This is a genomic window from Bradyrhizobium sp. AZCC 1588 (assembly GCF_036924735.1).
Taxonomy (GTDB): domain Bacteria; phylum Pseudomonadota; class Alphaproteobacteria; order Rhizobiales; family Xanthobacteraceae; genus Bradyrhizobium.
In genome coordinates this window covers 6346356-6359453 of record NZ_JAZHSC010000001.1, presented here as the reverse complement: position 1 = coordinate 6359453, position 13098 = coordinate 6346356, and the positions used below count along the sequence as shown (strand labels likewise).

Here is a 13098-nt window from a genome sequence, read left to right as displayed (position 1 = left end):
CATCTCGCTGCCCACTCGCGCTAGACGCGGGCGGCGTCAAACGCGCCAGCGTCGGCAAGGAGCTCTTTCAACTGCGGACCCGGTAGAGATTCCAGCGGCGGCCGTAGGCGTTGCCACCCGGCATGACCGGTGCGCTGCGCAATCAGCGCCTTCAGCGATGCCATCTGCGCAAACCGCGAGACAAGCTCGCGCGCCTTCACGATGCGTGCCTGCGCCGCCGCAAGGCCGGCGTCATCGTCGCTGTCACGGAAGTGCCCATAGACATAGGCAAGATCGCGCGCCACGAGATTGGAGGTCGCGGTGATGCAACCCGCGCCTCCCTTGCGCAGCAGCGGCAACAGCAGCGGATCCGCGCCGGCCAATACCGCAAAACCCGGAAAGCGCTCGACCATGGCGGTCATATTGGCGAAGTCGCCCGAGGAATCCTTGATGCCGACGAAGGTCGCCGGATAGGCCGCACGCAGCCGCTCGATCAGGGCATGCGAGATCGGCTGCATCGACATCTGGGGAATATGGTAGAGCACGATCTTGAGCCGCGCATCGCCAAGTCGCTGCACGACTTCGCTGTAGGATGCATAGACGCCATCATCGGTAACGCCCTTGTAATAGAATGGCGGCAGCATCACCACCGTATCGACGCCGAGCGAGAGCGCGTGGCGTGTCAGCGCAATCGTGTCGGTGAGCGCGGCGACCCCGGTTCCGGGCAGCAGCCGGTTCGGCGCAATGCCGTCCCGCACGACCGCCTCAAGCAGCGCGGTACGCTCGGCAACGGAAAACGAGTTGGCCTCGCCGGTGGTGCCGAGCAACGCGATGCCATCACAGCCCTCGCTCAGGAGATAGCGGCAATGCGCGACGAATCGTGCGTGGTCGGGTGCGAGCTCAACGTCGAGTGGCGTCAGCGACGCGCAGAACACGCCACGAGGATACAGGGATGCTGTCGACAAACTTCCTCCGATCGCCCGAATCCCGTTGTTCGGAATGCGAACATTTGTTATATGCTCTGTACTCTCCTAGAACCGGACCGGCGGCGCCGTCAAGACCCGCCGGCCGTCGTTCTTGCAAGCGGGCATTGACGAGATGGCCAAGACATCCAAGCGTGCACCGACCGCGCCGAACAATCCAAAGAACTACGTCGCATCCGTCGGTAAGGCCTTCGCCGTTCTGCAGAGTTTTTCCAGCGACGCCTTCGAGCTGACGCTGAGCGAGATCGCCGCGCGTGCCAATCTCGATCGCGGAACGGCGTTCCGTCTGATCCAGACGCTTATTGAGCTTGGCTATCTCAATCCCGTTCCGCAGAGCCGTCGGTTCAGGCTCGGCGTCGCCTGTCTCGATCTCGGCTACACGGTGCTGTCAGGGGGCACGCTGCGCGCTCTGGCCGAGCCGTTGCTGCGCGATCTCGTGCCCTCTGTGAGCGACGCAGCGTCGCTCGGCGCGCTGGACGGTGGGGACGTGATCTATCTCGCTCGCGTCGGCACGGGCCTTGACCGGCACAAGATGGACCGCCGGCCAGGCACGCGAATTCCGGCTTACAGCGCCGCACTCGGCCATGTCCTGCTGGCGCATCTGCCGCGGGACGAGCAAATCCACCGGCTGGAATCGCGGCCTCGCATCAAATTGTCGGAGCGAACGCTGACGGAACTCGATGCCCTGCTCGATCGGCTCGACTTGGTCAGGCAGCAGGGTTACGCGATCTCCGACGGCGAAAATGCTTACGGTCTGCGCACGCTGGCAGCGCCGATCTTCGATGCACAAGGTTCGGTGACCGCCGGTTTGAGCGTCACGGTCGATGCGACGCGCATGGACATGGCCGCCTTCCGCGACCAGGCCCTGCCCCAACTGACGCGTGTCGCGGCTGTCGTGCAGGACCTCGCGATCAAATCCGGGTTATCGAACTAATACTTCAGCCCGCCTAGCGCAGCCGCGCTCTTCGCTAGGTCGCCGGCGCCTGGCGTTGCGAAGCTGCGCGCCCCGCGGTCTTGCGCCGCCACTTCTCGAGCGACAGCGGCAGCTCTTCCGCGGCCTCGACACGGTTGCGGCCGCCGCGCTTGGCCTGATAGAGCGCGGTATCTGCTGCCGCCAGCAACACTTCGAGCTCCGTCCCCGCCGGCCCGCCGGCGACGCCGATGCTGACGGTGGTGTCGACCGGCCCCTCCTCGCAGACGATGTTGGACGCCTCGAACGCCTCACGCACGCGCTCGGCCACGATCACGCCCTCTTCCAGCGCGCACGGCAACAACGCCGCGAACTCCTCGCCGCCGATGCGCCCCGACAGATCGCTGATGCGCAAATTGCTGATAACGACCGTGGAGAACAATTTGAGGATCTCGTCGCCCGCCGGATGGCCGAAGCGGTCGTTGACGCTCTTGAAATGGTCGATGTCGAAAATCATCACCGTCACCGGCCGCCCCGCGGCGGCCTCGCGTTCGATCACGCGGTTGCAGGCTTCCGAAAAGCCGCGGCGGTTCAGCATTCCGCTCAAGGGATCGACCGAGGCCGCGGTCTTGTGCACTGTCACGGCGCGGTCGGACACCAGCATGAAGATCACGAAGACGGTGCCGATCGCATACAAGATCAGTTCGATCGAGAATGCCGTCACCCAGATGCTGCCGGCAAACGTCTCGTCATGCGGGCGCAGCAGGCTGCCGAGCAAGATCGGCAGCGCCAGCACGCAACCATGCATTACGGGCACGGCGATCGCGGGCCAGCGCTTGTGCATCGTCCGGCGCCGCTCGCTCCACAATTCGGAAGCCGTCAGCCCCGCGTAGATCGCGACGATCGCCGCACCGACGACCAGCCGCATGGCGGGATTCACGGATGGCAAAGCCAGCACCGTGCCGACCCAGGCGATCGCGCCGAGGAAAAGCCCCGGCAGGTTGGGCTTGCGGCCGTGGAATACGCGCGCGGCGTTCCAGACCATGCCGCAGGCCACGAAACCAAGCGCATGCAGCGCCAGCAACAACGGCTCGCCGAGTTTGACGCCGCCGATGGTCCAGATCGCCACCGACGATGCGCCAAGCAGATAGGCCGTCCCCCACCACTTCAAGGCTGGAATGTTTTCCTGCCTGCCGAACAGCACCAGCATGGCCCCGAGCATGCCTGCGACCATCGTGGCAAATAAATACAGCGTTGAAGTATCGAACGACATGGGCTCACCCGAACGCGTGTGATGCAACTTGTTCGGCGCACACTGAAATGCAATTTCGCGCCATCGCATCAGGGACACTAGGAGGGCCGTGTTCCAATTTCGTGAGTGCGGGTAAGCAAGTTTTCACGAAAATCCGTGGTCACCCATCACTAAATAGTAAGCAAAAAGGGCGCCGATTGGCGCCCTTTTTTCGTCCGGTGAAATGCAGCAATCCGCTGCAAATTTTAGCAAAGCAATTAGCGCTTCGAGAACTGGAACGACTTGCGCGCTTTGGCCCGGCCGTACTTCTTGCGCTCCACGGTGCGGGAGTCGCGGGTCAGGAAGCCGCCCTTCTTCAGTACGCCGCGCAGATCAGGCTCGAAGTTGGTCAGCGCCTTCGAGATGCCGTGACGCACGGCACCCGCCTGGCCCGACAGACCGCCGCCGGCGACCGTGCAGATGACGTCGTACTGGCCGGCACGCGCGGCTGCGACCAGCGGCTGCTGGATCAGCATGCGCAGCACCGGACGGGCGAAGTAAACCTCGACTTCGCGGGTGTTGACCACGATCTTGCCGGCGCCCGGCTTGATCCAGACGCGGGCGACCGCATCCTTGCGCTTGCCGGTGGCGTAGGCGCGGCCGTACTTGTCGACCTTCTTGACGTATTTCGGCGCTTCCGGAGCGGCCGTCTTCAACGACGCCAACTGGTCGAGCGACTGCATGGTATCCGACATCTTATGCGGCCCTCATGTTCTTGCGGTTCATCGAAGCGATATCAACCTTCTCGGGCTGCTGGGCTTCATGCGGATGTTCGGCGCCGGGGTAAACGCGCAGATTGCCCATCTGCACGCGTCCGAGCGGACCGCGCGGGATCATGCGCTCGATGGCCTTCTCGACCACGCGCTCGGGGAAGCGTCCCTCGAGGATCGACTTCGCGGTGCGCTCCTTGATGCCGCCGATGAAGCCGGTGTGCTTGTAGTAGACCTTGTTGTCGCGCTTGCGACCGGTCAGCACGACATGCGCCGCGTTGATGATGATGACGTTGTCACCGCAATCGACATGCGGCGTATAGGTGGGCAGATGTTTGCCGCGCAGGCGCATCGCGACGAGGGTGGCGAGACGGCCGACCACCAGACCCTTGGCGTCGATCAAGACCCATTTCTTCGTCACCTCGGCGGGCTTTGCCGAATAGGTTTTCATGTGAGGAAATCCGTGAAAATGGAAATCGGCGCCAGATGCGCCGAACTGGCGGGTTTCTAGAGAACGGCGCACTGTCAGTCAACGCCAATGTTTGCAAATTACTTCAACAAAAACAATTACATAAAAATATGGTGCAATATTACCTTTCAAAAGTCTATGTGTTTGGAATGGAATAGGTCGCCGTCACATGGGCGATCGGATCGGGCGACGAGCCTGACAGCAGGTTGACCTCGCCAACCGCCAGCCGCTTGCCGAGCTTCAGCAGGCGCGCGGCGGCCAGCACGTCCTGTCCCGGCTGGCCCTTGCGCAGGAAATTAATGTTGAGATTGGTCGTTACCGCCAATCCCACCGGGCCGATCGCCGAGAGCAGCACCACATACATCGCGAAATCGGCCATCGCCATCAGGGTCGGCCCCGACACGGTGCCGCCTGGCCGCAGCATGCGCTCGTCGTAACGCCGCCGCAGCAGGCAGGTCTCGCCATCGGCGCTCTCGATGGTGATATCGCCATCGCTGAAGGCTTGCGGAAATTCCTCGCGGAGGAACTTCTCCAGCTCAGCCACGCTCATTTTCGCTGCCGCCATCCACCCGTGCCCCTCGATTATGACTGCCTGTTACATTACGTTGTCAGCAAAGCCAAAATGAAAATCCTGGAGTGGAAACCTCAGAGATGCCCGCCCAAACCGCCCGCGCACCCACGCCGCAACCTCCGATCCTGCTGCAGGAGAATGTCGGCAGCATCCGAGTGCTCACGCTCAACCGGCCGGCGGCACGCAACAGCCTGTCGGAGGGCCTGATCGCCGAGCTGCACGCTGCGCTGACGGCAATCCACGACGACAACAGCGTCCGCGCCGTCGTCATCGCAGCCAACGGCCCGGCCTTCTCCGCGGGCCACGACATGAAGGAATTGACTGCACGCCGCAGCGATGCCGATCGCGGCCGCGCCTATTTCGGGCAGATCATGAACGCCTGCAGCGCGATGATGCAGGCTGTCGTGCACCTGCCGAAGCCCGTCGTCGCCGCCGTACAGGGCATCGCGACCGCCGCCGGCTGTCAATTGGTGGCGAGCTGCGATCTCGCGGTCGCCTCCGAGGCCGCAGGCTTCGCGACCCCCGGCGTCGATATCGGCCTGTTCTGCTCGACCCCCATGGTGGCGCTGTCGCGCAACGTCCCGCGCAAGCAGGCGATGGAGATGCTGCTCACAGGTGAACCGATCTCGGCGACGACGGCGAAGAATATCGGCCTCATCAACCGAATCGTGGCCGCCGACACCGAGCGCGATGCGGCGATCGCGCTGGCGCAAAAGGTCGCGCTCAAATCCGCCTATACCGTCAAGCTCGGCAAGGAGGCGTTCTATCGCCAGGCCGAAATGAGCCTCGCCGAGGCCTATCGCTATGCGGCCGAAGTGATGACCGAGAACATGATGGCGCGCGACGCCGAGGAAGGCATCGGCGCCTTCATCGAGAAGCGTGAACCGAAGTGGCATGACAAGTGACGACGCAAAGCGTCGTCATTCCGGGATGGTCCGAAGGACCAGACCCGGAATCTCGAGATTCCGGGTTCGATGCTTCGCATCGCCCCGGAATGACTGTGCAGGATTGAAATGAACCACGACGCATACGACGACAATTACATCCGCGGCATCCTCAACTCCGTGAAATCGATCGCGATGGTCGGGGCCTCGCCGGTCAATGTGCGGCCGAGCTACTTCGCGTTCAAATACCTGGCGCAGCGTGGCTATGACATGGTTCCGGTCAACCCCGGTCATGTCGGAAAGCAGCTACTCGGTAAGCCCTTCGTCGCCTCGCTGTCCGATATCGGCCGTCCCGTCGACATGATCGACATCTTCCGCAGCTCCAGCCACATCATGCCTGTCGTTAACGAGGCCCTGACATTGTCGCCGTTGCCAAAAGTGATCTGGATGCAGCTCGGCGCGCGCGACGATGCGGCTGCCGAAAAAGCCGAAGCCGTCGGCATCAAGGTGGTGATGAACCGCTGCCCGAAGATCGAGTATGGTCGGCTGTCGTCGGAAATTTCATGGATGGGCGTCAATTCGCGCACGCTGAGCTCCAAGCGCGCGCCGATCCCGACACAGGGCATGCGGCTGTCGCTGAACCGGATGAGCGTCGGCGGCGGGGCAACGGCAGCATCCGATCGCGCCGCAAAGAACAAAGGCGAGCCGACGTGAAGCAATGAGAAACAATTATTCCGAAGACGCGGCCTGACGAAGCAGGCGCGTTTCCAATCCGCCACATGTGAACGCCTCGCCTTGACGGCGGACGCGGCTGCGATCAGCATCGTCAACGCATTTCAAGCAAGCCAGAGAACAGGACGAAGAAGAATGACCGACCGTCTCCCGGGATTTTCGACCCTTGCCGTGCATGCCGGCGCGCAGCCCGATCCCACCACCGGCGCGCGGGTGACGCCGATCTATCAAACCACGTCCTTCGTATTCAATGATGCCGACCATGCCGCTTCGCTGTTCGGGCTGCAGGCGTTCGGCAACATCTATACCCGCATCGGCAATCCCACGACCGCCGTGCTGGAAGAGCGCATTGCGGCGCTGGAAGGCGGCACCGCAGCGCTTGCGGTTGCCTCGGGACATGCTGCACAAGTCGTCGTGCTGCAGCAATTGCTGATGCCGGGCGACGAATTCATTGCCGCGCGAAAACTCTACGGCGGCTCGATCAACCAGTTCACGCATGCGTTCAAGAGCTTTGGCTGGAACGTGGCGTGGGCCGACCCCGACGATATCGGCAGTTTCGAGCGCGCGGTGACGCCGCGCACCAAGGCCATCTTCATCGAATCGATCGCCAACCCCGCCGGCAGCATCACCGACATCGAGGCGATCGCGGAAGTGGCCCGCAAGGCCGGCGTGCCGCTGATCGTCGACAACACGCTGGCGACGCCCTACCTGATCCGCCCGATCGATCACGGCGCCGACATCGTCGTGCACTCGCTGACGAAATTCTTGGGCGGCCATGGCAATTCGCTCGGCGGCATCATCGTCGATGCCGGCACCTTCGACTGGTCGAAGGACAACAAATATCCGATGCTCAACGAGCCGCGGCCGGAATATCACGGCATCAGGATCCAGGAGACGTTTGGCAATTTCGCCTTCGCGATCGCCTGCCGCGTGCTGGGTCTGCGCGACCTTGGCCCGGCGCTGTCGCCATTCAACGCCTTCATGATCCTGACCGGCATCGAGACGCTGCCGCTGCGCATGCAGAAGCATTGCGAGAATGCCAAGGCGGTCGCGGAATTTCTGGCCGGCCATCCCGCGGTGGCGTCGGTGAACTATGCGGGCCTCGCCAGCGACAGGTACAACAAGCTCGCGCGCAAATACGCGCCGAAGGGCGCCGGTGCCGTATTCACCTTCAGCCTCAGGGGCGGCTACGACGCCGGCGTCAGCCTGGTGTCGAACCTGAAACTGTTCTCGCATCTAGCCAATGTCGGCGACACCCGCTCGCTGGTGATTCACCCGGCCTCGACCACACACAGCCAGCTCGATGACGACGCCAAGGTGAGAAGCGGCGCGGGGCCCGATGTGGTGCGCCTGTCGATCGGCATCGAGGACAAGGAAGATTTGATCGCGGATCTGGAGCAGGCGCTGAGCGCGTGATGCGCTATCGGGTTGCCCCGCAAAAGATCGTCATCCCCGCGAAGGCGGGGATCCAGTACGCCGTGGCCTTTCGGCTGAGTTGCCAGTCTCTGGAATACTGGATCGCCCGCCGGAGCCTGTCATCGGGCGCGCATTCGCGCGACCCGTTGGTGGACGATGACATCCGAGCGGAGTCCAACCAACTTCCAAGGTCGGTAGGCTCCGCAATCACAAGCCTCTCGTTAACGCTCATTCCGGCATAAAGTGGCGGTGACCCGCCCCCGAGCGATTCGGAGCCAACGATGCTGCGCTGGACAATGTCATTGCTGATTGCGGCGTTCGCGATCGGAACCGCTGTCGCCGCCGACGGCCCCGCCGCCACCAAGCGCGCAGCGGTTCGTGCCGCCAGCAATTTGCCGCCAGGCCTACCCCGAGCCCATTACAATTACAGGACCACGGTCGCCCCCACCGCACCGCTCTACGTGCGGCGCGGCCGCCAACTGGTGGTCGTCGCGGAAGACGAGCCGGAGGTTCTGATCAAGCCGGTGGGAGTGGTGCCCTATGTGCCGCTGGTCAGGGGCACGCCATTGCTGCCAGGGTCGTCGACGCTGCCCGGCTATTACGGAACGAGCCATTCCTACAGCTATGACGGCCCTTATTATGGCGGCTCCTATACACCCTACTGGGCTCGCCTGCCCTATGCCTGCGGCGTGTACGGATATTGCTAACGGCGCATCAGCGACGGAGACGGACAACGGAGTGGCAGGGGCATTGAAGAAAGACAGGGCAACAGGTTCTGCCAACGCGGTTACGGCGGATCTGGTCGCCGTCCTCGTCGCCGTCACCGAGGGCGAACCCAAGATCATGACCATCGCCAACGACGGCGCGTTGCCGAGCGGCCCATTCGAATTCGCGCACCGTTCGCTGCAGACGGGATTGCGGGCTTGGGTCGAGGCACAGACCGGCCATCCGCTCGGCTATGTCGAGCAGCTCTACACATTTGCCGATCGTGGGCGCGCCGGAGATGCCAAGTCACCGCATTCGATCTCGATCAGCTATCTGGGCCTGACTCGCGAAGACAAGGTCGGCCAGGGTTTTGAGGCGCACTGGTCCGGCTGGTACGAATATTTCCCATGGGAGGATCGCCGGGCCGGCCTCCCCGCTTCACTGGCGAAGACATTGGCGTCGCGCCTGCGGGCGTGGGCGAAATCCGCTGAGACCACCGGCCTGCAGCGCCAACGCTGGCAGCGCGCCGCCATCACGTTTGGCCTCGAGGATCGCGAATGGAACGAGGAGCTGGTACTGCAGCGCTATGAGCTGCTCTACGAGGCCGGCCTGATACCGGAAGCCGTGCGTGACGGGGCACCGGCCACGACCGTTATTCCCGGCAAACCAATGACCGGGGATCATCGCCGCATTCTTGCCACCGGCATCGCGCGGCTGCGCGCCAAGATCAAATACCGCCCCGTGGTGTTCGAACTGATGCCGGCGGAATTCACCCTGCTGCAACTGCAACGCAGCGTTGAGGCACTTGCAGGCCGGCTGGTGCACAAGCAGAATTTTCGCCGCCTGATCGAGCAGCAGCAACTCGTTGAGGAAACTGGCGCAATCGCCGCCGACACCGTCGGCCGCCCCGCCAAATTGTTCAGGTTCCGCCACGGCGTGCTGGCGGAGCGGGCAATCGCCGGAACCAAGCTTCCCTTATCGCGCACTTGACTTCGATTATGCTCAGGATAAGTATAAGCCAGTATATACTCAGGGAGAGTATAAATGGCCAACCTCAGTTCCTCAGCGCTCGCCCGCACCGCACCGCTTTATGATCGGGTCAAACGGGTTATCCCGCCGCCTGAATGGGCGGTCTTCGCCGAGGACGTCGACGCCATTCTGGCGCTCAAGCGCGAGCGCAACGCCGTCGTCCTGGCGCATAACTATCAGACGCCTGAAATCTTTCACGGTGTCGCCGACATCGTCGGCGACAGCCTGCTGCTGGCGCGCGAAGCCACCAAGGTCAATGCCGACGCTATCGTGCTGGCCGGCGTGCACTTTATGGCCGAGACGGCCAAGCTGTTGAACCCGGAAAAGACCGTGCTGATCCCCGACCTCGCAGCCGGCTGTTCGCTGGCGGATTCCATCACCGCGCAGGATGTCCGGTTGATGCGCCAGCGCTATCCCGGCGTTCCCGTCGTCACCTATGTCAACACCTCGGTCGCGGTGAAGGCGGAATCCGACATCTGCTGCACTTCGGGCAACGCGCTCAAGGTCGTGGAGTCACTCGGCGTGGAGCGGGTGATCATGCTGCCGGATGAGTACCTCGCCCAGAACATCGCCACGCAGACGGATGTGAAGATTATCGCATGGAAAGGCCATTGCGAGGTGCACGAGCTCTTCACGGCCTCCGACGTCCGGCAACTGCGCGAAAATCATCCTGATGTGACCATCCTGGCGCATCCGGAGTGCCCGCCCGAAGTGGTGGCGGAAGCCGATTTCTCCGGCTCGACGGCTGCGATGTCGGATTACGTCGGCAAGCAGCGCCCGCCCCGGGTCGTGCTGCTGACGGAATGCTCGATGAGCGACAACGTTTCCGTGCTCCATCCCGAAGTGGAGTTCATCCGGCCCTGCAATCTCTGTCCGCACATGAAGCGGATCACGCTGAAGAACATCCGCCATGCGCTGGAAACCGGCCGTCATGAGGTGACGATCGATCCCGCGATTGCGAGCCCTGCCCGTCGCGCCGTCGAAAGGATGCTGGCGCTATGAGCACGGAGATTTCAGCGCTTAACCACCGTCCCGTCATCATCGGCGGCGGCGCTGCCGGACTGATGACGGCGCTTCAATTGGCGCCCGAGCCGGTCGTGTTGCTGTCGAAGGCACCGCTCGGCGCGGAAGCCTCGAGCCTGTGGGCGCAAGGCGGATTGGCCGCAGCGATGGGCGACGATGACGACCCTGCCCTGCACCTGGCCGATACGCTGGCCGCTGGCGCGGGCCTGTGCGACGAGGCCATTGCGAGCCGGATCGTTCAGGCCGCGCCTGCCGCCGTCGAGCATCTCGCCAGGCTTGGCGTTGCCTTCGACCGGTGGCCCGACGGTGGGTGGCGGCTTGGCCTCGAAGCTGCCCACGGCCGCAACCGGATCGTGCACGCCACCGGCGACGGCACGGGCCGCGAGATCATGCGCGCGCTGATTGCAGCGGTACGCCGCTGTCCGTCGGTCACGCTGCTGGAGGGCGTCGAGGCGCGCAGTCTGATCGTCGAGGATAACGCCATCAAGGGCGTGCTCGCGGTGAACGCGCAGGGACCGCTGGTGATCGACACGACCCGCGTCGTGCAGGCGACGGGCGGCATCGGTGGACTGTTCCTCGACAGCACGAATCCTGCCGGCTGCTACGGCCAGGGGCTGGCGCTGGCGGCGCGCGCGGGCGCGCTGCTCGCCGATCTCGAATTCATCCAGTTTCACCCGACCGCCTTCGACGGGCCGTCGCGCCCGATGCCGCTGGTGACCGAGGCCGTGCGCGGCGATGGCGCAATCCTGATCGACGATACCGGGCAGCGCTTCATGGCGGATCAGCTAGGTGCCGAACTCGCGCCCCGCGACATCGTCGCGCGCGCGGTCTGGCGCCGTCGCGCGGAAGGGCATCGCGTTTTCCTCGACGCGCGCAAACATCCGGGAGCGGAATTTGCAAAACGCTATCCCGTCATCTCCGCCTTCTGCAAAATGGCCGGGATCGATCCCGCCGCCGATCCGATTCCGGTGAGGCCGGCGGTGCACTACCACATGGGCGGAATCGCCGTTGATAGCGAAGGCCGCAGCAGCGTGGACGGCCTCTGGGCCTGCGGCGAAGTCAGCCGCACCGGACTGCATGGCGCCAACCGGCTCGCCAGCAATTCGCTGATGGAAGCCATCGTCTGTGCGCAATGGGTTGCAGCGAGCGTCACGGGCGCGAGCCACGGCCCGCTGAAAGCGCGCGTGGCCGACGCGCCTGCACCCGCGTCCGACCCTTCGGTCATACGGCCGATCCTGTCGCAAGGCCTCGGCGTGCTCCGAGACCGGCACGGCATAGAGCGCGCGATCCGTAGCCTCCATCCGCTCGCCAACGGCAGAAGTGCGGCAGCCGATCCCGCGCTGGTGGGATTGATGATTGCGGTCGCCGCCTGGCGGCGCGAGGAAAGCCGCGGCGGGCATTTTCGCACCGACTTCCCCGATGTCCTGCCTTCGGCCGTATCCTCATCCATCTCGCTTGCGGACGCACTCGACGCCGCGCGCGACATTGCTGAAACCGGATCTCTGTTTGCCGGGAGTGCCCAGCCGTGACACTAACCCCGCTTCTGCCTGTCGTGTACGAGCCGCTGGTTCGAACCGCCCTGCTCGAAGACTTAGGCCGCGCCGGCGACATCACGGCAGATGCGATCGTTCCGGCGGACAAGCGCGCCTCGCTGGTGCTGCGCGCGCGCCAGCCCGGCGTGGTGGCCGGGCTCGACATCGCGCGCTGTGCATTTCAGCTCGTCAATCCAGCCATCCAACTCGAGGCGGAACACCCTGACGGCAGCGTGGTGGCGCCGGGAGACGTGATCGCCGCGATCGAGGGGCCGGCACGCGGATTGTTGACCGGCGAACGGACGGCGCTGAATTTTCTCTGCCACCTCAGCGGCGTCGCGACCGCAACGGCCTCGCTGGTATCGGTCGCGCAAGGCACCAAGGCGCGCATCGTCTGTACCCGCAAGACGACGCCCGGGCTGCGCGCACTGGAAAAATACGCGGTCCGCGCGGGCGGTGGCAGCAATCACCGTTTTGGCCTCGACGACGCCATTCTGATCAAGGACAACCATATCGCACTGGCCGGCGACATCAGGACCGCGATCGAACGCGCAAAGGCGCATGCCGGCCACCTCGTCAAGATCGAGGTCGAAGTCGATACATTGGCGCAACTCGAACAAGCGCTTGCGATCGGGGTGGATGCGGTCCTGCTCGACAATATGACAGTCGAGGAACTGCGACAGGCGGTTACCATGACCGGCGGCCGGGCGATCACGGAAGCGTCGGGCCGCATCACGGCCGAGACCGCCAAGGCGATCGCCGCGACCGGCGTCGACCTGATTTCGGCCGGCTGGCTGACCCACAGCTCCGCCGCGCTCGATATCGGGCTCGACTATCTCGGACTCAATCGGCAGGCAGCGTAGC

The 13098-nt window shown here is 63.9% G+C and carries 14 protein-coding genes; 9 read left to right on the top strand and 5 right to left on the bottom strand.

Features of this window, described 5'->3' with window-relative positions; all coding sequences use genetic code 11:
* Positions 1-20: 20 nt before the first annotated feature.
* Positions 21-944, bottom strand: a complete 924-nt coding sequence (locus tag V1277_RS29595) for a dihydrodipicolinate synthase family protein (RefSeq protein ID WP_334419314.1) — start codon at positions 942-944, stop codon at positions 21-23.
* A 133-nt stretch (positions 945-1077) separates the two neighbouring features.
* Here V1277_RS29595 and V1277_RS29590 point away from each other — a divergent pair, with 133 nt between their 5' ends.
* Positions 1078-1896, top strand: coding sequence for an IclR family transcriptional regulator (locus tag V1277_RS29590; protein WP_334419313.1), 819 nt, complete (start codon positions 1078-1080; stop codon positions 1894-1896).
* Positions 1897-1930: 34 nt separating this feature from the next.
* On the opposite strand, the gene V1277_RS29585 is transcribed toward V1277_RS29590, so the two are convergent.
* From V1277_RS29585 to V1277_RS29570, 4 genes are all read right to left on the bottom strand, one after another.
* Positions 1931-3145, bottom strand: a complete 1215-nt coding sequence (locus V1277_RS29585) for a GGDEF domain-containing protein (protein ID WP_334419312.1) — start codon at positions 3143-3145, stop codon at positions 1931-1933.
* A gap of 236 nt (positions 3146-3381) precedes the next feature.
* Positions 3382-3858, bottom strand: coding sequence for a 30S ribosomal protein S9 (gene rpsI, locus V1277_RS29580; RefSeq protein WP_108513524.1), 477 nt, complete (start codon positions 3856-3858; stop codon positions 3382-3384).
* 1 nt (position 3859) lies between these two features.
* Positions 3860-4324 (bottom strand): 50S ribosomal protein L13, encoded by a 465-nt coding sequence (gene rplM / locus V1277_RS29575; RefSeq protein ID WP_057839142.1) that lies wholly within the window; start codon positions 4322-4324, stop codon positions 3860-3862.
* A gap of 154 nt (positions 4325-4478) precedes the next feature.
* The gene (locus V1277_RS29570; protein ID WP_213250498.1) at positions 4479-4907 is read right to left on the bottom strand and encodes a PaaI family thioesterase; all 429 of its coding nucleotides are present in this window, start codon (positions 4905-4907) and stop codon (positions 4479-4481) included.
* Positions 4908-4993: 86 nt separating this feature from the next.
* On the opposite strand from V1277_RS29570, the gene V1277_RS29565 reads away from it, so the two are divergent.
* The 8 genes from V1277_RS29565 to nadC all read left to right on the top strand — a co-directional run bounded on the left by V1277_RS29565 (position 4994) and on the right by nadC (position 13097).
* A complete protein-coding gene (locus V1277_RS29565) occupies positions 4994-5818 on the top strand; it encodes an enoyl-CoA hydratase (protein WP_334419311.1) in 825 nt (274 codons plus the stop codon).
* 108 nt (positions 5819-5926) lie between these two features.
* Positions 5927-6511 (top strand): CoA-binding protein, encoded by a 585-nt coding sequence (locus V1277_RS29560; protein ID WP_334419310.1) that lies wholly within the window; start codon positions 5927-5929, stop codon positions 6509-6511.
* 153 nt (positions 6512-6664) lie between these two features.
* Positions 6665-7945: an O-acetylhomoserine aminocarboxypropyltransferase gene (locus V1277_RS29555; protein WP_334419309.1), complete on the top strand. Its 1281-nt coding sequence runs from the start codon at positions 6665-6667 to the stop codon at positions 7943-7945.
* 281 nt (positions 7946-8226) lie between these two features.
* Positions 8227-8652, top strand: a complete 426-nt coding sequence (locus V1277_RS29550; RefSeq protein WP_334419308.1) for a hypothetical protein — start codon at positions 8227-8229, stop codon at positions 8650-8652.
* A 31-nt stretch (positions 8653-8683) separates the two neighbouring features.
* Positions 8684-9640 (top strand): NUDIX hydrolase, encoded by a 957-nt coding sequence (locus V1277_RS29545; RefSeq protein ID WP_334419307.1) that lies wholly within the window; start codon positions 8684-8686, stop codon positions 9638-9640.
* Positions 9641-9694: 54 nt separating this feature from the next.
* Positions 9695-10681 carry a quinolinate synthase NadA gene (nadA, locus tag V1277_RS29540; RefSeq protein WP_334419306.1) on the top strand — a complete coding sequence of 329 codons (987 nt, stop codon included), beginning with the start codon at positions 9695-9697 and terminating at the stop codon, positions 10679-10681.
* The gene (locus V1277_RS29535; RefSeq protein WP_334419305.1) at positions 10678-12231 is read left to right on the top strand and encodes an L-aspartate oxidase; all 1554 of its coding nucleotides are present in this window, start codon (positions 10678-10680) and stop codon (positions 12229-12231) included. Before nadA ends, V1277_RS29535 begins: the two co-directional genes overlap by 4 nt.
* Positions 12228-13097, top strand: coding sequence for a carboxylating nicotinate-nucleotide diphosphorylase (gene nadC / locus V1277_RS29530; protein WP_334419304.1), 870 nt, complete (start codon positions 12228-12230; stop codon positions 13095-13097). Before V1277_RS29535 ends, nadC begins: the two co-directional genes overlap by 4 nt.
* The last annotated feature ends 1 nt before the right edge of the window (position 13098 follow it).